The sequence below is a fragment of the Escherichia sp. E4930 genome, from assembly GCF_005845405.1.
Lineage (GTDB): Bacteria > Pseudomonadota > Gammaproteobacteria > Enterobacterales > Enterobacteriaceae > Escherichia.
The window spans coordinates 1-21,150 of sequence record NZ_VCDZ01000046.1 but is presented as its reverse complement, the minus strand read 5'-3'; the positions used below and the strand labels follow the sequence as shown (position 1 = coordinate 21,150).

The 21,150-nt window shown below is 46.6% G+C and carries 17 protein-coding genes and 10 pseudogenes; 17 read left to right on the top strand and 10 right to left on the bottom strand.

The genetic code is table 11. The annotated features are described in order from the left end of the window. Positions 1 to 280, bottom strand: a pseudogene (locus FFT88_RS24410) (IS21 family transposase); the annotation flags it as partial. 103 nt (positions 281 to 383) lie between these two features. Between FFT88_RS24410 and FFT88_RS24405 the strand changes: the two are divergent. Continuing rightward, positions 384 to 782: pseudogene (locus FFT88_RS24405) on the top strand (iron-containing alcohol dehydrogenase); the annotation flags it as partial. 136 nt (positions 783 to 918) lie between these two features. Here the strand turns inward: FFT88_RS24405 and FFT88_RS25900 are convergent. Both FFT88_RS25900 and FFT88_RS25360 read right to left on the bottom strand, forming a co-directional pair. Next, positions 919 to 999 (bottom strand): FaeA/PapI family transcriptional regulator, encoded by an 81-nt coding sequence (locus FFT88_RS25900; protein WP_276609676.1) that lies wholly within the window; start codon positions 997 to 999, stop codon positions 919 to 921. Next, positions 974 to 1,123, bottom strand: coding sequence for a hypothetical protein (locus FFT88_RS25360; RefSeq protein WP_167851627.1), 150 nt, complete (start codon positions 1,121 to 1,123; stop codon positions 974 to 976). Before FFT88_RS25360 ends, FFT88_RS25900 begins: the two co-directional genes overlap by 26 nt. 488 nt (positions 1,124 to 1,611) lie before the next feature. On the opposite strand from FFT88_RS25360, the gene daaA reads away from it, so the two are divergent. The 3 genes and pseudogenes from daaA to FFT88_RS24385 all read left to right on the top strand — a co-directional run. Next, entirely contained in the window at positions 1,612 to 1,911 is a 300-nt protein-coding gene (daaA, locus tag FFT88_RS24395; RefSeq protein WP_135405993.1) for a F1845 fimbrial adhesin operon transcriptional regulator DaaA, read from the top strand. Positions 1,912 to 1,935: 24 nt separating this feature from the next. Beyond that, positions 1,936 to 2,400: pseudogene (locus tag FFT88_RS24390) on the top strand (fimbrial protein); the annotation flags it as partial. A 14-nt stretch (positions 2,401 to 2,414) separates the two neighbouring features. Continuing rightward, positions 2,415 to 3,152, top strand: a pseudogene (locus FFT88_RS24385) (FimD/PapC N-terminal domain-containing protein); the annotation flags it as partial. 21 nt (positions 3,153 to 3,173) lie between these two features. Here the strand turns inward: FFT88_RS24385 and FFT88_RS24380 are convergent. Continuing rightward, a complete protein-coding gene (locus tag FFT88_RS24380) occupies positions 3,174 to 4,364 on the bottom strand; it encodes an IS4 family transposase (RefSeq protein WP_135405991.1) in 1,191 nt (396 codons plus the stop codon). 476 nt (positions 4,365 to 4,840) lie between these two features. Here FFT88_RS24380 and FFT88_RS25455 point away from each other — a divergent pair. The 6 genes and pseudogenes from FFT88_RS25455 (at position 4,841) to FFT88_RS24345 (ending at position 8,807) form a co-directional block, all read left to right on the top strand. Then, a pseudogene (locus FFT88_RS25455) lies at positions 4,841 to 5,492 on the top strand (type II CAAX endopeptidase family protein). Positions 5,493 to 5,584: 92 nt separating this feature from the next. Next, positions 5,585 to 5,842: a type II toxin-antitoxin system antitoxin PemI gene (gene pemI / locus FFT88_RS24370; protein ID WP_001558252.1), complete on the top strand. Its 258-nt coding sequence runs from the start codon at positions 5,585 to 5,587 to the stop codon at positions 5,840 to 5,842. A gap of 1 nt (position 5,843) precedes the next feature. Beyond that, positions 5,844 to 6,176 carry a type II toxin-antitoxin system toxin endoribonuclease PemK-mt gene (gene pemK-mt / locus FFT88_RS24365; RefSeq protein ID WP_001558251.1) on the top strand — a complete coding sequence of 111 codons (333 nt, stop codon included), beginning with the start codon at positions 5,844 to 5,846 and terminating at the stop codon, positions 6,174 to 6,176. A 650-nt stretch (positions 6,177 to 6,826) separates the two neighbouring features. Further along, complete coding sequence (locus tag FFT88_RS24355; protein WP_001132897.1) at positions 6,827 to 7,078, top strand: type II toxin-antitoxin system Phd/YefM family antitoxin; 252 nt, start codon at positions 6,827 to 6,829, stop codon at positions 7,076 to 7,078. Beyond that, positions 7,075 to 7,362, top strand: a complete 288-nt coding sequence (locus FFT88_RS24350) for a type II toxin-antitoxin system RelE/ParE family toxin (RefSeq protein WP_135405990.1) — start codon at positions 7,075 to 7,077, stop codon at positions 7,360 to 7,362. Before FFT88_RS24355 ends, FFT88_RS24350 begins: the two co-directional genes overlap by 4 nt. A 434-nt stretch (positions 7,363 to 7,796) precedes the next feature. Further along, positions 7,797 to 8,807: a reverse transcriptase domain-containing protein gene (locus tag FFT88_RS24345; RefSeq protein WP_135405989.1), complete on the top strand. Its 1,011-nt coding sequence runs from the start codon at positions 7,797 to 7,799 to the stop codon at positions 8,805 to 8,807. A 924-nt stretch (positions 8,808 to 9,731) separates the two neighbouring features. Here the strand turns inward: FFT88_RS24345 and FFT88_RS24340 are convergent. After that, a pseudogene (locus tag FFT88_RS24340) lies at positions 9,732 to 9,929 on the bottom strand (IS66 family transposase zinc-finger binding domain-containing protein); the annotation flags it as partial. A gap of 73 nt (positions 9,930 to 10,002) precedes the next feature. Between FFT88_RS24340 and FFT88_RS24335 the strand changes: the two are divergent. Further along, positions 10,003 to 10,140: pseudogene (locus FFT88_RS24335) on the top strand (phage integrase family protein); the annotation flags it as partial. Positions 10,141 to 10,958: 818 nt separating this feature from the next. After that, positions 10,959 to 11,123 carry a YhfL family protein gene (locus FFT88_RS24330; RefSeq protein ID WP_105269396.1) on the top strand — a complete coding sequence of 55 codons (165 nt, stop codon included), beginning with the start codon at positions 10,959 to 10,961 and terminating at the stop codon, positions 11,121 to 11,123. Positions 11,124 to 11,423: 300 nt separating this feature from the next. On the opposite strand, the gene FFT88_RS24325 is transcribed toward FFT88_RS24330, so the two are convergent. Then, positions 11,424 to 11,768 carry a helix-turn-helix domain-containing protein gene (locus FFT88_RS24325; RefSeq protein ID WP_240731102.1) on the bottom strand — a complete coding sequence of 115 codons (345 nt, stop codon included), beginning with the start codon at positions 11,766 to 11,768 and terminating at the stop codon, positions 11,424 to 11,426. 615 nt (positions 11,769 to 12,383) lie between these two features. After that, positions 12,384 to 12,550 (bottom strand): annotated as a pseudogene (locus FFT88_RS25765) (universal stress protein UspD); the annotation flags it as partial. Positions 12,551 to 12,631: 81 nt separating this feature from the next. On the opposite strand from FFT88_RS25765, the pseudogene FFT88_RS24315 reads away from it, so the two are divergent. Continuing rightward, positions 12,632 to 13,197 (top strand): annotated as a pseudogene (locus FFT88_RS24315) (IS3-like element ISEc48 family transposase); the annotation flags it as partial. 199 nt (positions 13,198 to 13,396) lie between these two features. Here FFT88_RS24315 and FFT88_RS24310 read toward each other — a convergent pair. Together FFT88_RS24310 and FFT88_RS24305 are read right to left on the bottom strand one after the other, a co-directional pair. Beyond that, a complete protein-coding gene (locus tag FFT88_RS24310) occupies positions 13,397 to 13,585 on the bottom strand; it encodes a Mu-like prophage major head subunit gpT family protein (protein ID WP_167851628.1) in 189 nt (62 codons plus the stop codon). Positions 13,586 to 14,349: 764 nt separating this feature from the next. Further along, positions 14,350 to 15,246, bottom strand: coding sequence for a hypothetical protein (locus tag FFT88_RS24305; RefSeq protein ID WP_135405986.1), 897 nt, complete (start codon positions 15,244 to 15,246; stop codon positions 14,350 to 14,352). 1,626 nt (positions 15,247 to 16,872) lie between these two features. Between FFT88_RS24305 and FFT88_RS24295 the strand changes: the two genes are divergently transcribed. Beyond that, positions 16,873 to 17,295, top strand: a complete 423-nt coding sequence (locus FFT88_RS24295; protein ID WP_000639547.1) for a universal stress protein — start codon at positions 16,873 to 16,875, stop codon at positions 17,293 to 17,295. A gap of 196 nt (positions 17,296 to 17,491) precedes the next feature. Here the strand turns inward: FFT88_RS24295 and FFT88_RS24290 are convergent, their stop codons facing one another. After that, positions 17,492 to 18,130 carry a uracil-DNA glycosylase gene (locus FFT88_RS24290; RefSeq protein ID WP_240731101.1) on the bottom strand — a complete coding sequence of 213 codons (639 nt, stop codon included), beginning with the start codon at positions 18,128 to 18,130 and terminating at the stop codon, positions 17,492 to 17,494. A 427-nt stretch (positions 18,131 to 18,557) separates the two neighbouring features. On the opposite strand from FFT88_RS24290, the pseudogene asrA reads away from it, so the two are divergent. The 3 genes and pseudogenes from asrA to asrC all read left to right on the top strand — a co-directional run. Then, positions 18,558 to 19,602 (top strand): annotated as a pseudogene (asrA, locus tag FFT88_RS24280) (anaerobic sulfite reductase subunit AsrA). 3 nt (positions 19,603 to 19,605) lie between these two features. After that, the gene (asrB, locus tag FFT88_RS24275; RefSeq protein ID WP_001542543.1) at positions 19,606 to 20,424 is read left to right on the top strand and encodes an anaerobic sulfite reductase subunit AsrB; all 819 of its coding nucleotides are present in this window, start codon (positions 19,606 to 19,608) and stop codon (positions 20,422 to 20,424) included. A gap of 10 nt (positions 20,425 to 20,434) precedes the next feature. Then, on the top strand, positions 20,435 to 21,150 hold a 716-nt coding region (gene asrC, locus FFT88_RS24270; RefSeq protein WP_135405984.1), incomplete at its 3' end, for a sulfite reductase subunit C.

The following is a 21,150-nucleotide window of genomic DNA, read 5'->3' as shown; positions in this document are numbered from 1 at the left end:
AATGCAGCATGGAACGTCCGCCCGTATAGCCCATTGCCTTAATCTCCGCGAAGATAACCTCGCTATTCCAGACATTCTCTGCCAGGCGCATGTCGATGTAATCCATAAACGGTTTCAGCTTAACCATTTTGTGGCGGGTCTTTCTGGCTGGCGGTTCAGGGTATTTGAGGTAGCGTCTGACCGTCCGTTCAGAGCAACCAATCTGAGTCGCAATATCGACAATGTACGCGCCCTGCTGGCGCATTTGCTTTATCATGTAAAAGTCCTCTCTGCTCAGCATGTTGATGTCCTTTCTGGTGTGAGAACCTTAAGGAAACAACATGTTGGGTGGAGCGGACAATCCAAATGGTGAATTACCGTCTTATATCACTGGCGCTGACAGAATGGCATTCAACAATGCTTCTCTGGGCTATGTTCATGCTATGGCACACCAGTTAGGGGGGTTCTACGATCTGCCTCATGGTATCTGTAATGCCGTATTGTTGCCGCATGTCCAGGAATTCAACAGCAGAGTCGCGGCTGGTCGTTTACGTGATTGTGCGGCGGCAATGGGCGTGAACGTGGCAGGGAAAAATGATACTGAAGGTGCTGCGGCCTGTATTGCAGCGATCAGAGAACTGGCGCGGAAAGTAAATATTCCGGCAAACCTGCGGGAACTGAACGTGAAAGAAGAGGATATTCCTGTTCTGGCCACTAACGCTCTGAAGGATGCCTGCGGCCTGACCAACCCTGTTCAGGCTACTCACGAAGAAATAGCAGCAATTTACCTTGCTGCTATGTAATTCTGTTTTTTAAATGAGGAGGACACACAGTGTGTCCTTCTTTTTGGGTTCCGTCTGGGAAACGGAGCCCTGTTTCTGGCTGTCACCCATAAGATACAGGCCCCACGACGGGGAGGTGTACGTTTGATTTTACCCTCTATGTAAGGTAATGGCGGGCCTGATAAACACTCATGTCAAAACGCATGGCTATTTCAGCCGTTTTGCATGGCGTGTTTATCTCCTGAATAAAAGACAGTATCTGCTCTTTCTTCATTTCTGTTCACATCCGTATTTGCAATTTCCATTTTATTATAACCAGCCTCTGGTTCTGAATCTCTCCTTCCTTTCCACTTTTGTTTCACATCCAGACCATTAAAAAAATCAATGCAATAACAAATCATTTACGGTTTTTGTGTTTATTGATTACGTTATTAAGTCACAGATGATAGTGCATATATTTTTCTCTGTTCATTTAATTTCACACTTTAATATTTTTTGTGATTTTAAATTCATTTTTTATATGAAAAACATGATCTATTTTTTGATGAATATCTAAATATGAACAAAAAATCCTGTGCGGGATGCAATATTGGTGTTGGCAAAAACGACGATCTTTTTATCTGTTTTTTGTTTTGTTTTTGGTTTTTTTATTCTAAGTTATTGGTGTTTTAGCAGGGTTTTATGTCATTAAATTGTTGTTTGGTTATAAAGATTGTGAAATTAGTGTTTTTCGCTATAAAACACCGTGATAGTCTTCGCCGCAGAAAACAGGGCGGCAGCAGTGTGAATACATTTTTGTTATCCGGATTTATGTCGTCTTTTGTCTGGTTATATTTCTGGAAAGATATAAATGAACAGCAGTGACCTGTATCTGAGCAAGAAGCACGGGCGTACTTTGTCGCCCGGAAAAATGTCAGAGAGCCAGTTCTGGTTATTAGCTGAAATATCTCCGGTTCACAGTGAAAAGGTTCTTAATGCGCTGAGGGATTTTCTGGTTCTGGGTTATATCCGAAGGGAGGCCTGTGAACGACATGAGGTTTCTCAGGGATATTTCTCTGGTGCTCTCGGGCGTATTCAGCGTACCCATCAGGCGGTAAACAGGCTGGTTCCTTTTTATATATCAGAAGCCGGTATTCCATATACGGGATAACAGTCGCATGAAAAATTTATCGCTTTCAGTGCTGACGTGGTGGCCTCGGCCTGTCATGTGGTGGTGGATGCGGACAGCACCGGCAACAGTGGCCGGCTGACATTCGGGACTTACCGCAAGTCCACGGGGGCGTCTGTGCCGCCGCGTGACTTCACTGTGCGTCTGTATGAGTCCGGTGCCACGGTTCAGGGCAGCTCAGCCTTTAAGGCCGGGCAGGTCGCCACCCTGGATTTTGGTAACCCGGGACAGCTGGACGCCGGGGGCGTGGTCACCCGCGGTGCCGGTGATGGTATTCGCGTGGATGTACGGGCGGTGGATGCGGAAGCTGATTATCGCGGGCGTCTGACAGAGGGCAGTCATTCTGTGAATTACCCGGTGGAGTTTGCCACTAAAGGACAGTTCCGTTTTCGTGCGCAGCCGGTGTTCCCGGTAAATGTGAAAGCGGGGGAATACACAGGCGCACTGACCTTTGTGGTCACATATCAGTAACGGAGTAAACGCGTGTGCGTGCAAAAACAAAATTAATAGCGGGGAGCGCGCCTCCGGTGTTTTTTCGCCGTGCTGCACTGGCGCTTGCCATATCAGCGGTGTTTGCCAGTGTTGCGACCGTTGCCGGTGAAAAGCTGGATATGTCCTTTATCCAGGGCGGTGCCGGAGTTAATCCGGAGGTCTGGGCGGCGCTGAACGGTAATTATGCGCCGGGGCGTTACCTGGTTGACCTGTCCCTGAACGGGAAGGAGAGCGGAAAGCAGATACTGGATGTAACACCACAGGACAGTAAGGAGTTGTGTCTGTCTGAGGCATGGCTGACGAAGGCTCCGTCAGTGAAGGTGGATTTTGATGTTTCCACCCAGAGTCTGGCGCTGTCCATTCCCCAGAAGGGGCTGGTGAAGATGCCGGAGAACGTGGACTGGGACTACGGGACCAGTGCATTTCGCGTGAACTATAACGCGAACGCCAATACCGGTCGTAATAACACCTCGGCCTTTGGTTCAGCGGACCTGAAAGCCAATATCGGGCGCTGGGTTGTGAGCTCTTCGGCCACGGCCAGCACGGGTGACAGTGGTGGAAACTCCGCCACGATAAATATGTTTACGGCAAGTCGTGCCATTCGTCTGTTAAGTGCAGACCTTCTGGTCGGGAAGACGTCCACCGGTGACAGCATGCTGGGCAGCACGGGGACGTACGGGGTGTCACTGAGCCGGAACAACAGCATGAAGCCGGGCAACCTGGGGTACACCCTTGAGGGATCCCCAGAAAATTTAGTAAACCATTATCATATTGGTATACCGTTGCTGTAGAACTTTCAGCCCTGCGTCAAGTGACAGTGTGTTTAGTATGAGTGGAGAATGTCGAATCACATTCTCCGCCAGTTTTAATAACGAGATGACTCGCCTGTGCTTCACTGTATTTGCCTGATATTTATGATGTATCCCTTTGTTTTCCAGGCTGAAACCGCTTAACCACATAATGATACTGGCTAATGTTGCGATCAGACTCAATACCGTGACCCGCCCAGATGAATGACTGGCACCAAACCGTAGTCCAAATCCCCAGCGAGGATTTTTTTCATCCCTGAAATTTTGCTCAATTTGCATTCTACGGCTGTATAATTTCATTACCTGTTTTGGCGAGAACTCAGTACTGTTTGTGAAAATAAACCATGGTGATTTCCCGGCAGTACGAGCTTTAGCCGTCACCGATGGTCTGGTTGCTCTTTCCTTCGAGCGTTTAAATCTACGATCTTTAGGCTTACTTTTATAAAGATAAAAATGCCCTTCATGTTGTGCATTTTTATCTCTACCCAGCAGGCCTTCACCTAAATAAATTGCTGTCGTTGATGCTTTTGTGCCAGAGTCCGACACCTTTTCCCAGCCATCACCAATATTGTAATAATGATTGCCCAGTACCCGGCAAATATAGGTCCAGCCACGGGAGCGGATCTGTTGGAACCATCGCCCCTGAAAATCGGCATCTGTAATAACAATGACATCAGTCCCGGGGGAAAAGCACTCAGCAAGCGATTCCAGAAAACGCTCATGTACGTCTGCATTCGCTGTCTGCGATGATGGAACGACACAACTCATCAACGGTAAAGAACGCCCGTCACATGCCAGGCTTGCCCGCAAAAGCTGAAAACGAGAGGCATGATAAGCACTCCAGTCAATGAGTATCACAACACGAGACATTCCCCGCGTAATCTTCTGAGTAATTCGCTGAAAAATGGTGGAAACCTCATTTTGCAAATGTCGATTCCCCAACAGTCGATCCACCCGCTTTATTTTGTTTTTAACTGATGCAGTACCGATTAAATGACGCCCGATACTGGTAAGCGTGAGGGAAGCGCCATTTATTACAGCATTAGTTGCGTCAATCAGTGATTTTTGACGGTAAAGATGCAAAGGGGCCAGTATGTTGTTAAGGAAATTTTGGCATAATAAACGAGCAGGCATAGTGGTGATCTCCTTGAAATTGTTAGCACAATCAATTAGATCACATCTCACTATGCCTGTCTTGTTTTCTGGGGATTCCTCAGGAGGTGCCCCCACGATTCAGAAGTTGACAATTTAAGAACGGAGGCTAAACGGGAAAAATCTCTGTACGTGTGTCATACACGCTCGTAAGCGGTCCTGACGGCCCGCTAACGCGGAGATACGCTAAACCCTTGCCGGGACACTCCAACCGCGCACAAAAGCTCTGTCTTCGCTGACAGAGGGTATGGTTTAGCAGGACAGGGATGGGACAGGCGAAATCTATCAATCAGCACCGGCTTACGCCGGTTTTACTCCTGTACCATATGCAACAACAGAGTGCCGTCTTCCATGCCGCTGACGCGGCATCTGTTGGTGGAAATATCCGAAAAGTTATGCATGTGTATATACGTGGTAATGACGAAAATGGGACAAATTAAAAATTAACAGGAGATGCAATGATTCAGACTCGTAATCAATATCTGCTTTATGCTGGTTATGCTGGCTGCATGGGGCATTAGCTGGGGAGCCAGATTTGTCATGGCGCAGGCCGTTCTGCATGGGGAGGGGAAAAACTATTTGTTCTTCAGTCATGGTGCTGTTCTGGTGTATCTGCTGTGTGTTTTCCTGGTATACCGCCGTTGGATAGCTCCGCTACCGGTCGTTGGTCAGCTGCGCAACGTTGGCGTACCGTGGCTGGTTGGCGCGATGGCCGTGGTGTATGTCGGTGAATTTCTGCTCGGTAAGGCGCTGGCTCTGCCTGTTGAGCCATTTATGACGAAACTTTTTGCCGATAAGTCCATACCCGATGTGATCCTGACATTGCTGACCACCTTTATCCTTGCTCCGCTGAATGAGGAAACACTGTTTCGTGGGATCATGCTGAATGTCTTCCGTTCGCGGTACAGCTGGACGATGTGGCTGGGTGCGCTGATAACGTCTTTGCTGTTTGTCGCCGTGCATATGCAGCAGTATCAAAACCTGCTGACCCTAGTGGGAATATTCCTGGTGGGGCTGATTACATCAGCGGCCCGGATCAGAAGTGGCGGCCTGCTGCTGCCGGTATTGCTGCATATGGAAGCAACTGTGCTGGGCTTACTGTTGGGCTGAAAGTTATATTTTTATTAAACATTTCGCGTTAAAGCTTGGTATGTTTTCATTGCAAATGTTATATTTAAATATAATTTTTATGGAGGTGTAATATGCATACCACTCGACTGAAGAAGGTCGGCGGCTCAGTAATGCTGACCGTTCCACCTGCACTGCTGAATGCTCTGTCTCTGGGTACAGATAATGAAGTAGGCATGATCATTGATAATGGTCGGCTGATTGTGGAGCCGCATAGACGTCCGCAGTATTCACTGGCTGAGCTACTGGCACAGTGCGATCCGAATGCTGATATCTCGGCAGAAGAACGAGAGTGGCTGGATGCGCCGGCAGCTGGTCAGGAGGAAATCTGACATGGAAAGAGGGGAAATCTGGCTTGTTTCGCTTGACCCTACCGCAGGTCATGAGCAGCAGGGAACACGGCCAGTGCTGATTGTCACACCGGCGGCCTTTAATCGCGTGACCCGCCTGCCTGTTGTTGTGCCCGTAACCAGCGGTGGCAATTTTGCCCGCACTGCCGGCTTTGCGGTGTCGCTGGATGGTGCCGGCATTCGTACCACCGGTGTTGTGCGTTGCGATCAACCCCGGACAATCGATATGAGAGCCCGGGGCGGCAAACGACTCGAACGGGTTCCGGATACTATCATGAACGAAGTTCTTGGCCGCCTGTCCACTATTCTGACTTGAACATGGGGTTTGAGGGGCAACCGAACGAAAACGTACGGTTTCGTACACCAAAACCGTTGTTGTCCCGCCATTCTGGCGATTCTCAAACGCTATTTGGCTAAAAGGTAGTCTTAACGTGATTTATTTTCCGAATTCCAAGCGGACTCCTATGGCTTTGCAGGGTGTTTTATGTGCAGTTGTCAACCACTGAATCGGAACCTCGGAGGACCCCTCACGATTCAGAAGTTGACAATTCGGGAACAAATAAGACTGAAGATGGGAAGAAATCTCTGTACATCTGTCATACACGCTCGTAAGCGGCCCTCACGGCCCGCTAACGCGGAGATACACCCCGACTTCGGGTAAACCCTCGTCGGGACCACTCCGACCGCAGCACAAAAACTCTGTCATGGCTGAAAGCGGGTATGGTCTGGCAGGGCCGGGGTGGGTAAGGTGAAATCTATCAATCAGTACCGGCTTACGCCGGGCTTCGGCGGTTTTACTCCGGTATCATATGAAACAACTGAGTGCCGCCTTCCATGCCGCTGACACGGCATCAGAGTATAAAACCAGCATTAAATTTATTTGCAAATATATGAGTAATACAGACTTGTTAACTAGTCCTTTCAGATGTATCTTTAAGACTTGTTAAACAGTCTTGAAGGTGCGTTATGCCTAACATCATTCTGTCTGATACCAGTGCAAGTGTCAGTGAACTGAAAAAAAATCCGATGGCTACAGTCAGTGCTGGTGATGGTTATCCGGTCGCCATTCTGAATCGCAATCAGCCGGCATTCTACTGTATTCCTGCTGAACTGTATGAAAGGATGCTTGATGCTCTGGATGACCAGGAGCTGGTGAAACTGGTTACTGAACGCAGCAATCAACCCCTGCATGAGGTGGACCTGGACAGCTATTTATGACTTATACGGTAAAATTCAGGGATGATGCGCTTAAAGAATGGCTGAAACTGGATAAGACCATTCAACAGCAGTTTGCGAAAAAACTAAAAAAATGCAGCGACAATCCCCATATACCTTCTGCAAAACTACGTGGGCTAAAGGACTGCTACAAAATTAAACTTCGTGCATCGGGATTTCGTCTGGTTTATCAGGTGATTGACGATATGTTAATTATTGCGGTTGTTGCGGTAGGGAAACGTGAACGTTGTAACGTTTATCATCTCGCTAGTGAGAGAATGAGATAGTAGTGTAAATGGCTTTTCCTGCTGATAACTGGGGATTTTTCTGGCGCAGATAATCTTCGGAATACGATATAAAATATATAAAACAAACATCGGTTTATCTTATTGATTACTGTTGCCTGTGAGTTGGAAAATTATGTATTATCAGTATGGTTTTTTTCTGAAAATTATTTCTTTTTAATTAACCAGAATATTACAATGCTGCCAAGCCAAGCCAAGCCAAGCCAAGCAAGATAATCTGTACCCGGCGTTCAGTCTTGCTGCAGCGCTCACCTGTAATAAAGAACAACTATATTATCCCTTTCACCAATACCGATGCGTATGTCGGTATTTCAGGTATTTCTTCAGAATATATCCGTCCTCCACCGCCATAACGGATATCCCGTCCTGCTTTGCTCACTTGATGTATTGCAATGAATTAGTCGCGGAATAAACAAATGAGTCTTTCCCGCACAATGGCTGACCGGAGGGAAGTCGCCGCTGAATGGATATATCGTCAGCGACGCCGGGCATCGCATAACGCCGATATATGGCACCTGCGTTTTCACCGGGGCATGTATCCGGAGCGTATATGGCGACAGGTGGATAACGGTGAATATCGTCTGTTACCACCACAGCTTATCCGGACCGGAAAACAGGACGATATCGTTCTGTGGTCGGCCGCTGATGCCATGGTGATGAAGTGGGTGGCCCTGGAAATAAAGGACCTGTTGCCCCTGCAGAGCCGGTGTGTCCATACCGCAGGACACCGGGGCGGTCGGGACTCGCTGGCAGAAATAACGCAAACGCTGGCACAGGGGGCACGCTTTGTCTGGCGGACAGATATCCGGGGGTATTACCGGCATATCCGGAAAGAGCAGCTCTGGCACCACGTATGCCGTTTTGTCCGTTCGCCGGTGCTGCAGAACATTATTAAACAGTACATCTGGTACACCGTCGAACACGGCGGTGAGTTTTTTACACCACAGGGCGGTATATGTCGCGGCAGCGCCCTGAGCCCTCTCCTGGGGGCATCGTTCCTGTGGTATGTGGATTCGGCATTCAGCCGTCAGGAGGATATTTATTATGTCCGGTATATGGACGACTTTCTTTTTCTGTCCACGCGGCGCTGGCCGTTACGCCGCGCTGTCAGACGGCTGCATAATTACTTTGAGGACACCGGATTTGAATGTCATCCGGACAAAACACAGGTCGGGCGTACTGAGCGTGGATTTGACTGGCTGGGGGTGTGGTTTGATGCAACGGGGCCCACCGGGATAGCGCCCCGTGCAAAAGAGAACCATCGTGCCCGTCGGTTGCGGCTTGAGGAGCAGGCCCGCAGAAAAGGACTGTCTGAAGAGGCTGTCCGTCAGCGGGTGCAACAGTATGAGGCACGATGGACATTGTGGGCAGAGCGCCAGATGAAGGTGGCTCTGCATTTGTTGTGTATGTACAGGTTTATCAAATGAAAAAAATACTCATGGTAGTATTGGTTATGGCCTTCTACGCCCATGGATCACGTCTGGACTTGGTGCCTCGTCCGGGTTCTCCGTTACCAGAACCTGAACTCGACTATGAACGTCCAACAATTATCAACCTTGGGGGTTGACCGCGTGGGGGCTGACTGGGAGTGATCCTCGTTACCATTTGGTGAGCGGGGGTTGGTTCGAGTACACCGACTACGTAGTCGCGGACTAACTAAATCGCCAGAAAGTCGAACGCGCTAAGGTGGACCCGCCAGGAAGTACGTTCTATTGGGGGACACCGGGTGACGCAAATAGTGTAGTACGGCTAGGCGTGTACGGGCTAGGGGACAACCTGGTTTACCCTGAAGATTCACCGGGTGAATACGAAGTAGCCCAAAGCGGAAAACATACGGTGACCTTCCGGTTAATTACACCGTTACCCACTACCGCGAATGTGGATGGCGAGACGAGAATAGACTGTAAACTTCGTGGCGAGGTAATTAACGCGACAGGCCGCGAAACTAGAGAACGCGACATCTACTGGGTATGGGAGACGAAAAACGATGTCTCGCACTTTATGGCGTGGCCAACGACTCAGTCCGTTACCGCGAACTCAAAAGGAGAATTTTCATCGTTCGTTAACCTGGAAACTGATCGTTTGCGTGCGCGCATAGACATAGAATCAAATTGGCCATTAATGCTCAACCGCAATGGCATCACAGACACTAACTGGTATATCAATCAAGACTACACAAGTGAACGCACAACTGCCGTGTACTACATACCCATCGAAAGAACAGTTACAAAACCTGGTACGACGATCGTAAACCTAAGGATCACCCGTACGACCATAATGACCAATTCGGACATCCGTAAGTCCGTGGTGCTGGACCGCAACCATTTGGATGATGTACAGGGAAGATAACACTGCTGGTGCTGCGGCAGATGATCGGTGAACTTCGCCATGATTATGCGGCCCAGCAGAGCCGGACTGGCGTAACTGCGCTCGATGGGTTTTGGTGGCTGCGGAGCCTGAACGATACAGTCGCACCGGCTGCAGGCCAGTTTTGGGCGTTGTGTTTCGATAACCTTAAAGGCGCTGCTGATAAGCTCCAACTGCGGGGATGCGGACGATTTCCTGGACTCTCAGGAGATAAAACATGTTTACTGAAGAAGAAAAAATCGTGACGTTGACCCCCTGAAACAACGGACCGAAAAGACAGCCAGAACGGCAGGAAGATCGCCGGCCGATCAGCAGACTCACCGGCTGGTTCCGCTCTCTGATGCCTGGTACGTCAGCCAGCTGCAGACGATGGTGGCAACACTGAAAATCCCCATTACCGTCTTATATCACTGGCGCTGACAGCAGAGCCTGATGGGGCATAGAGAGCGGGTAAGTGCTAACTGGTCGGGTGGTAAAAAATGGCGAGTAAACTGTAACTGGCCTGCTGTCACAGAATGGGAAACGACAGATAAAGGGGGGCATACACCATTGCCCACGCATATGCGCACGCGCCTGAATAAATGCATTGTGTGTTATGAGTCACCAGAAGGAAACATTCTTTTCGGAATGCTCACAACAGAGCAATAATACGAATCCATAATATATACACAAGAAAATAAATCGTAATATTGAGTAAACCCTGATTTTATTTTGTCTTTTATGTGAATTATCTAAATACTCTTAAGCGGGGCAATCTTGCGCAAATAAAAGGATTAGTTATAAGTCAGGCCCTGACGGGCATCATATCAATGCGTTTTCTGATGTGTATCAGTAATGGCGCATCCTGCCTGTCAACAGGAGCATTACTACGTTGTATTCCGGGGGACTATATAGGAATAATACCCGGAGCCCCGGATACAGTTGTCTGCAGGGTAACCAAAAAGCTGATTCAGTCCTGAAGAAAAGGGAAGGCGTGTTGCAATCGCCAGTCGGTAAATTTGAGTTGCTGACTGTTGTGAATAATATACATACATCTGCTTCAGTGGATATCTCTGGTTACAAGACAGATGCAATAATAAAATATCTAAAATATCTAAAATATCTAAAATATCTAAAAATAAGTGCATTTATTTGTTGCATTAATATTGACACGAGGATTACTCGTTATGCAGAATATGTTTATAATCTTTTTACCACCAAAGAAGGAAAATATGAAGAATCTTTTAAAGATTGGCTCAGTTGCAGTGATAATGGCGCTGTTGTCAGGTTGTAGTGGCAGTGTTTATAACAAAGAAAAAAACTGCGAATATGATTATTTACTGCATCCTGCCATCTCTGTATCAAAAATCATTGGTGGATGTGGTCCTGTTGAGTAATCCTGTTAATATATGATGCGATTGCGGCAGTGAGTGGTTGGGTATGCAACATAAATTCGCGAAACTGTTGTAATCGTATCCGGAAGTGAAGCAGATTCAGAGAATCCTTCCACTGCACATTCATCGGTCGTCGTGGCGAGATCAACTGTGTAACACTTATTATAGTAGCAGATGATACGTCCAATAATTAAAATATATCTTGTGTATTTTGACCACCAACCACCTCACAGCAGGTGGTTTTTTTATCCGTCAGTGTAATTAATATACTGTTCAGATGTTTACTCCCTGCCATCAATCTGGTCAGAAAAATTTTCTGTAGCGATATTGTTTTGGTGTCAGACCTGTATTCTTTTTGAAGTCACGGTTCATTGACTGCTGGGAATCAAAACCTGTGCTCAGAGCAATATCCTGAAAAGAACGCTGAGAAAGACGAAGGAGCAATGCCACCCGATTAAGCCTCCTGCGACGAATATATTCTCCCAAAGGGATCCCCGTATACATCAGAAACAAACGCTGCAGGTGTCTGTGACTATAACCAGACCACAGAGCCACTTCTCTGACAGAAAGGCGGGAGCCTCTCTCAATTTCAGCTTCAATACGCTCAATAATTTTTTCTATAGTAATCTCTGATATATGGTTTTCCATGTCTCTGTTCATTTTCTGATTGTCTGGGTTCACACCCGATATCGTAATCACCTTTGGCGAACAAAGTAAAAAATATCAGCCAGACTCTGACAGTTACGAGGTAAAAAAGGAACGAAGCTACAAAGTCCGTAAAAATTCAAACCAACTTGCATGTTCCATCCAGGAATGTTAATACTATAATTATAACTGCTCTCAATTTAAATAAAAATAACCTGAGTTTTAAATAAGAATTGTCTGCCGGGTATATCTGTATTCAGTTGAAAGAGTTGAATATACTCTGATATACATACTTCCCATCCGGTTCGGATCCCGTTAGTGAATATGTGAATTTTACTTTATAGCAAACCTTCAGATCCTCTTTAATACCATAAATTCCCGGTTGTCAGAACCTCAGTGTCCGGAGGAAGTTGATGATGCATGTGCGTTCATTAACGCATCCGGTACCCATTAAATCCGAACTGTACCTGTACAGCGAGGTAAATGATCAGCAAGATTGTGGCAACGTATACCCTGTTTACGTCTGGTTAAACAGATCCGGAGTGTTGACGTTTACGGCGACAAAAGTCGCCGTGTTTCACTGGAAGATATGTCAGCGCTAAAAAATAACGTCAGAAATCATTCATCTGACAATGGAATGATAAGTAAATTAGCCGCGGACTTATTAATGAGTCCCCGATAAGCGGGCATCAGTCTGTTAATAAATGTATGGTGATGGCCGCATATCAGAAGGTCAAATCCTTCCTCCTGTACAAGACTGAGGAGTGTTTCAGGTTGAGCTGGCCCCCTGAAATACCAGACAGTAGATGTATCTTAAAATAAGAGATAAGCTTGGATATATGTCTAACACTAGTTCTAATTTTGAGATGGCTGGCGTTTTGTTAGGAAAAGAGGTGCGTAAACGTAAAACACCTCAGGAAAAAATCGCAATTATTCAACAGACTATGGAGCCGGGCATGACGGTGTCCCACGTGGCGCGTTTGCATGGAATTCAGCCCAGTCTGTTGTTTAAGTGGAAGAAACAATACCAGGAAGGAAGCCTCACTGCTGTGGCTGCCGGTGAAGACGTTGTTCCTGCTTCTGAACTGGCCGCTGCAATAAAGCAGATTAATCAGCTTCAGCGTTTACTGGGTAAGAAAACCATGGAAGTTGAGATCCTCAAAGAAGCGGTGGAGTATGCACAATCGCGAAAATGGATAGCGCATGTGCCCTTGTTACCTTCGGACAAGGAATAGCCCCGGTAAGCCGTGTTCTGGGCGTGTCACGTGCGCAGTTAACATTACGGATGAAGGCATCTGATAACAAGCCAGATAAACGGCGTCAGAGGCGCGATGAGGCTGCGGATGCAGAAGTCTTATCGCGCATCCTGGATATTATTGGCGATATGCCTGCATACGGGTATCGCCGTGTCTGGGCGATACTCAGGCGGCAGTTGTAATTTAGCGTTTTATTCTGGACTAATTAACGGTCAATTCTGGACTTTAACAAAGACAACAAATTGACAACAATTAACATGAGATGAAGTGTTTATCACAAAAAAACTAGGAGATAAGAAACAGCTTAGTCAGATAGAGCATACACTAGATAGCCACAATTCCTTAGCGATTTTAGAGCGTCCATGCTCCAATAACTTAACCCTCTTGCCATTCCCGCAAACTTGGGAACGCCCCCAATGTGGCGTAAACATTAACAGAGCCAGACGAAGCCGCCTTTGTCGTAATTTGTGGATATAGTGGAGATGATTCTTTTAGCGCCTTATTAAAGATGCTTTTAACACATGCATTTAAGGTATTTAACGTTTGTTGGTTCATTCTTGCCATATCTATATTCCTCTTAAACATCAGCGAACGCTGAATGAGTTCAACTTTAAAAGGTTTTGCAAACTGGCATTAGTTGAACCTGTTCAGCATTAAGGAATTTCTATGATGTGGCGCTGTAAAACTGAAACAAACAGTTAACAAAAACCATCAAAAACCACCTCTTCCATTTTCTTTCTGGATTAATCCAAAAAGAAAATAGATTTAAACACAAGACCTTTCACTCAAGAGAAAAAACGATCTTTATCAAAAAATTATAATCGTTTTCTCAACATGAAAATAGAAAAGTACGCTCCTTGTTTTTGTTTCTTGTTACGTACTTTGTAAACAACACAAAAACCCGGTAGAAAAATACGTCACACAAAAATACAAAACGATCTTTTTCAGTAACTTAACTCAAATCAAACACACGCAAAGGATGTTAAAATCACGCCAAAATCTGATCAAAAGAGTCCAAAATAAAGCGCAAAAAAAAGCATTTTTGAGCATTTTGCCCAAAATAGTCCAGAATCTATGGAAACCCCGCAAACCCGCGCCACACAAGGCCTGAACGCTATTTTTTCATGTTTTAAACAGTCCAGAATTGATCACCACCCCACACTTGGTACCCCGATCCGCGTTCGACTGCGAAAAATGATGCGGCGTCTTCTATTTCGTCCACCATTCCCGTAATGTTAGGAAGTTTCGGTTAAACCACGCTGGTGTCCAATACTTGGTCACAGTCGGCCTGCAGAACGGGCTAAGCACAGAAGACACCGCAGTCGTAGTTAGTCGTAGGTACCGATGATACGAACGGAACATTGTCGAGAACCAGGAGAGTCTAGTTGTCCCTTAAGTATCAGAGAGTAAGTGTTTTCTATCCCCTGGTGTGCACTTCCCTTTAGAACGACACCCCCAGCCGGCACATCGCCCATATCAGTCACGACTTTAAGGGAACAAAGGTTATCGTCTATTTTAAAGCTTTGGGCATTGGATATGATCCTGGTGTTCGCTTGATAGGATCCGGTGTACGTGCGTACGTTTACAACACTATCGGTGACTAAGTGTCTCCCTGCAATAATCCCATAGACACCTGGAGGTGCAAAGATACCACCATTGTAGACGTAAGTTTGTCCATTCGCTGTCACGTGTACGGTGAAGCGGTATGGGTTACGGGCAAAGGCCTGGGCGGGAGACTTCACCATTCCCTGGAACCTGATGTTATGGATCCGGATATCGTCGCGACCCTTCCAGTGCGGGCTTTTGAGACAGTTCACACCCTCCCATTCCGGAGCACGGCCAGGCAAAGAGACGTATACCGAGATATCCTGATTCACGACATGACCCATCGGGCTCGACACCTTACAGGAAAACCCTGAGTCACCGGGTCGGTCCGGCACTTCAAGAACGCCAAGGGGCAACTCGTACCTCGTTGCATAATCATTACGGAAAGCAGTTTTGTCATCATTCCAGTAGACACCCAGAAAAATATTAGCCGCAGTTTCTTCTGGTCGGTCAGCGGGGTAGATCCGGTGGTTGTCGATGTACTTGTAAGTGTCAGCAGTTGGTCTCACATATAAAGAAACCGGTAGTTCCCGGTCGAGCTTTATGCTAGAGATCAGCGGCAGTTGGATACTATGACATGTAGGTGCGATAAATAACCAGACAAATAATTTACGTTTCACGATAGAGATGTCTCCACAATAAGGTATGTAGGGAATGGCAATGCAGTCTTTATTTGTTGCACTGCCCACAATGTCCACCGAGCCTCATACTGTTGCACCCGCTGTTGTGCTGCCTTTTCAGACAGACCTCTCCTGCGGGCCTGCTCCTCAAGCCGCATCCGACGTGCACGATGGTTCTGATGTTCCGCCATCCACTACGGAGGGCGGATATATTTCTGAAGGACACCGTAAATAACGGCATTCAGACCGATACAGGTGAAAGTAATAACGTTCTTTATTGCAGGGAGGATGGATGGTAAAATTAAACAATTAAAATATATGGCTTGGCTTGGCTTGGCTTGGCAGCATTGTAATATTTTGTTAATTAAAAGAAATAATATCCACAAGAAGTTTCGTTAATAATACATAACTTTATAAGTTACAGGCAACAAAGAACAATAAGGTAAATGGAGATTTTTATATATTTTATATATTTTATTATTCCCTGCCGCAATTGCCGGAATACGACTGTCAGCAGGAAAACAAACCAGCACAGAAGCTTCTGCTTCGGGAATTAAATCACTTATAACAGCAGGCATTCACACTAACGCGGCAAGCGCTATCATGAATAACCCAGCAAAATAATCACATCCGTCACTTTTTTAGCATGTTTATCTGTCTGGTGTGCAATAAAAAAAACAAAGCATCCCGCTTAATGTCAACGACGGATGAAAATGTCTCTGTGCGCGGCTGGAGTCGCCCCGACAAGGGTTACCCGCGGTGAGGCGTATCTCCGTGTTAACGGGCCGTCAGGGCCGCTAACGAGCAGCGTATAAAATTATCGCTGGGTGCAGCCAGCCCCAGAATGTACCGCCAGAAATATGGGCTGGCATAATAAAGCAGTCCAGGAAATCGTCCGCATCCCCTACCGTCTTATATCATTGGCGCTGACAGACACAACTGCGGCAATGACGAAAACGACAGGAGCCCCCTGTTTCAGTATGGATAACCAGACATCACCGGGAACGACCAGGGCGATGTTTTACGATCAGCAAGACGATGAAAAGCGGTTTTGTCTGAGATACCTATGGGTATAACTGGGGTCATGAATAGTCTGTTTCAGGGCAAAGAAATCCTGAAACAGGAAATCAACATAACTGTGTTATGTATCAGAAAAAAATGGCGCGCAAACTGTAACAGTTTTCTTGTTACAGAATGAGGAAACAAAAAAAGAGAGGTCAATAAATTGTTTCCTGCGTATATTTACGCTCGCGCCCCCAAATGGATGTATTGCCTGCATATTATTCAAAGATAATATGCCCTCCAGGTTCATTCCCAGCCTCAATACTTGTATAACAATACAAGCACTGAAGTGGAGCTTTCAATATTCGGTTTGTCTATTTTTGTAAAGAAACAAAATGATTTCCATTTAACAGAAATTACAGAAACCTCAGAAATCATATTTTTGTGCGAGCAAAAACAGGTTGCGCAATAGTGTAGCGATACACCTCCAGTATACTTTCATAAAAGAATAATCTATCGTTAAAACTGGTTTAATTTAAAGGTTTTATGTATTGACATCTTTCATTATTTCACTTATCAAATTAATAACAGCAATAAAATAAATTTTATCTACTGGATATTAATATGATTTACAAAAATATTGCCGTAGCGGTTGCCGGACAGGACGATGATACTATTTTAATCAACAAAGCCCGTGCACTGGCCGAGCAGAATGATGCATACCTGACAATCATTCACATTGACGACATTAATGAGAAAATGGGACACGGCATTTACATGCCCTCGTGTGAAGATGTCATTTATGGAATAAGAACACATAACAGAGAACACATACAAAAACTTGCCAGCGACATCTGCAACAAGAAACTTAAAATTCGCATTGTTCCGGGTGAAATGCCTTTATCACTGGTTAAGGTTGTTAATGAAGAACAATGCGACCTTCTGATATGTGGACACCATCAGTCTTTTATACATAAACTGCTGCCCTCCTGCCGCGAACTGATAAACTCTCTGTCAGTTAATATTCTTGTTATTCCGCTTCCCTGATAAAATATAAATCAGTTATCCGTCGATAACGAGTTTTAATATAATGCCCGGTCTCAGGAGACAATTTGATACAACGCTCCGGTTCCGGGCTGCAGGTATCGTGTTGTACGGACATCTTTTCTTACCTCCATAAACAAAGCTTCCGGATAAATGTGTAACCTGACATTGTCGTCAGGCCGGAATGAACGTTGAGCAGTTATAAAGTATGACTGTTATTAGCCTCTGAACGCTGTGAATTTATCAATAAATATGCCTGATGAAGCGTTGTTTTTATTGCTTCCGTCACAGAAGGAGAACGACAGAGTGACAACGGACTGGGGTGAGGCATGGTCAGTAATGTTAGATGAGGGTATTCTCTCTCAAAAAACGAACGGGTTTGCGAGGCTGCCGAACCAGCCAGAACGACAACCGTTAAATTCTTCAGTAAAGGCATCAGTGATTTTAGTATTTCCACACCCTTTGTGATGTTATTGCGGGTCGGTGAGAGTTTTTTACCGGAGAGAGTAAGCCACGGCATCGTATTCCACAGAATAATATCTTTTCTTTTGATTCCGGTCTGTTTAAGAAAACGATGAAGATTCTGTTGAGACGGGCAGGGATTATCAAGTGACACGAACCTGGGCATCAGATCACTTCTTGCGGGTGATTGCAGTAATATTAACATTCTGGCCTTAACACCGCCATCAGCAGGGTCAATCCATGGCATGTCCACGCCTTTATCATGGTAACACTGCACCTGTCTGGTGAGAGAAGCAATATGGCAGGAATATAATGCGTTACATTTTTGCTTCAGAATGTCCGGATTTTTTAGTGTGCAGTTGTCGTCTTTTTTCACTCAGTCAGCCCTGTTGTCAGCTTCATGTTATGCTCATTTTGAGCCATATACGATTTCCATTCCGCACTGAAGTTATAATAAGACAGTTATATTTTTTCACCGACATGTTTACTACTGCTGATTCTTTTCGGTTTACGCAGTACATTCTGTTACCGGTTATGTTTTCCGTGATTTATGTTTATCCATCGTTCATTGCTGTTTCGTCCTCCCCTTTCATCGCCCCACACACAGAAACGGCATTTATCGTTCCGGTGTACATCGAGTAACGGCACCATCTTATGTGGGTACTTAAAGTACCACTTATTCATTATGGCGATAACAACAATCAGTTTTTTCCGTTGTTACTTTTAACGCTTCAGCGTTAGCGTAAAAAAAAGAAACGTTATTTTCTCAATATATCCTTCACTGACAGGCAATGGAGTATGTGATGGCGGTTAAAATCACGCCTGAAGAGTTCAGTCTGTTAATCCGGCGACTGAGCGCAAAATGGCGAGTTCTGGCGCCTTCTGCCGAGTTTCGCGGCGGGCGTTTTGCTGATACGGATAACATTATTTATCAGCAAATCCGGGGATGGGATGACCTGGTCTGGCAGGAGAAATCCCACATGTCACCCAGTACGGTTATTTCGCCGATAACAGAAACGCTCTTTTATTTTAATAAAGACACTATCCAGATTGCGGAAACGGATACCACGCCAGTACTGATATTTGCCCGCGCCTGTGACATCAATGCCATGTCGCGACTGGATTATATGTACTTATCTAATGGGAATAATTCTGATTACAGTTATCAGCGGCTGCGCGACCATATTCGTTTTGTTCTGATTGAGTGCCCGCAAAGTTTTGAAAACTGTTTCTGTGTCTCCATGGAGAGTAATAAAACCGATAATTACAGTGCAGCAATGCGATTCAGTAATGACGGCGCCAGCGTTTTTTATTAAGGATGCTTTTTTTGAAGACGCCTTACAGGGAATGGGACAGAGCACAGAATATGAGCCTGTCTTCGTCAGCGAAAATCCGGAACAGGTTACCCTCCCTGAAAAAATCTGTCAGTCCCCCCAAAGCGTTCGCGACATTATTATCAATCATCCGCTCTGGGATGAGTACAACAGCCGCTGTATTGGATGCGGACGCTGCACAACCGGGTGTCCGACCTGTACCTGCTACAGCGTTTTTGATGTGGCTTATGACGAAAATCCTCAGCGCGGTGAACGCCGTCGCCAGTGGGCCAGCTGTATGGTACCGGGTTTCAGCGATATGGCCGGCGGACACAGTTTTCGCCAGTCTGCGGGAGAACGTTTACGTTACCGTGCACTTCATAAAGTCAATGATTACAAAGCCCGCAATGGTACTGAGCATATGTGCGTGGGCTGCGGACGCTGCGATGACCGCTGCCCTCAGTACATTAAATTCTCACGTATTATTAATAAAATGACTGCCGCGGTCCGGCAGGCACTCTCCGGGGAGGCATAACCAGTGTCAACGTGTTCCTGTCATGATAAAGAAAAGCACAGCCTTTTGCCTGCTGCATACCGCATTATTTCCATCACCCGTCATACACCACAGGAGTGGAATTTTCGTGTGGAAGTCGATTTTCCGGCCCGCTGGGGACAGTTTGTCGAAGTCTCCCTGCCATGCGTCGGGGAGGCGCCCATTTCTGTTTCTGACTGCGGAGAGGGCTGGATAGACCTGCTTATCCGCAATGTCGGCAAAGTGACCGGCGCGCTTTTTACCCTCCGTGAAGGCGACAGGGTATGGCTGCGTGGCTGCTATGGTAACGGCTATCCTGTCGATGCCTTCCGCCACAAATCTCTGGTGGTCATTGCCGGCGGTACTGGCGTTGCGCCAGTCAAAGGGTTAATGCGCTATTTCGTCGAAAACCCGCAGGAAATCAACCAGCTTGACATGATTTTCGGTTATAAAAACCGGGACTGTGTGCTGTACAAACAGGAAATGGCGAACTGGCGCCGGCACCACAATCTCATTCTGACCCTGGATGAAGGCGAAGCAGATGAACGTTACCGTACCGGGCGGGTCACTGACCATCTGGCAGCACTGACATTTGAAGATATCAGCACCATGCAGGCGATTGTTGTTGGTCCTCCGGTGATGATTAAATTCACCGTACAGATGTTGCTGGAAAAAGGGCTGCAGCCGGAACAAATCTGGGTGGATTATGAACGCCGGATGGCCTGTGCGGTGGGGAAATGCGGTCACTGCCGCATGGGGGATGTCTATGTCTGCGTCGATGGTCCGGTTTTCAACTATGCCGTAGCCCGTCAGTTTGCAGACTGAGGAAAAAATGATGAGTGTGGATATTGATATCATTAAGGCCCGGGCAAACAACGAATATCGTCTTTCGAAAGTCCGTGGTGAGGCCATGATAAGCGTACGTATACCCGGCGGCATTCTGCCCGCTCACCTGCTGACTGTGGCACGCGAGATTGCGGAAACCTGGGGTAACGGTCAGATCCATCTGACCACCCGCCAGAAACTGGCCATGCCGGGTATTCGTTACGAAGATATCGACAAAGTGAATGCCGCACTGGAACCTTTCATTCGCGAAATTGAAATGGAGCTGTGTGATGTTCAGGTTGATGATCCGAAAGCCGGATACCTGGCGATTGGCGGACGCAACATTGTCGCCTGCCTGGGTAACCGGATTTGCCAGAAAGCCAATACCGACACCACAGGTTTATCCCGGCGGCTGGAAAAGCTGATTTATCCCAGCGCCTATCACCTGAAAACCGTCATTGCCGGGTGTCCGAATGACTGTGCCAAAGCCTCCATGTCAGACTTTGGCATTATTGGTGTGGCCAGAATGCGTTTTACGGCAGAACGTTGCATCGGATGTGGCGCCTGTGTGAAAGCCTGTGCGCACCACGCCGTGGGGTGCCTGTCATTAAAGAATGGAAAAGCCACAAAGGAAGAGTCGCTCTGTATCGGATGCGGAGAATGTGTTCTGGCGTGTCCCACCCTCGCCTGGCAGCGTCAGCCACAGGAGTTCTGGCAGGTTCGCTT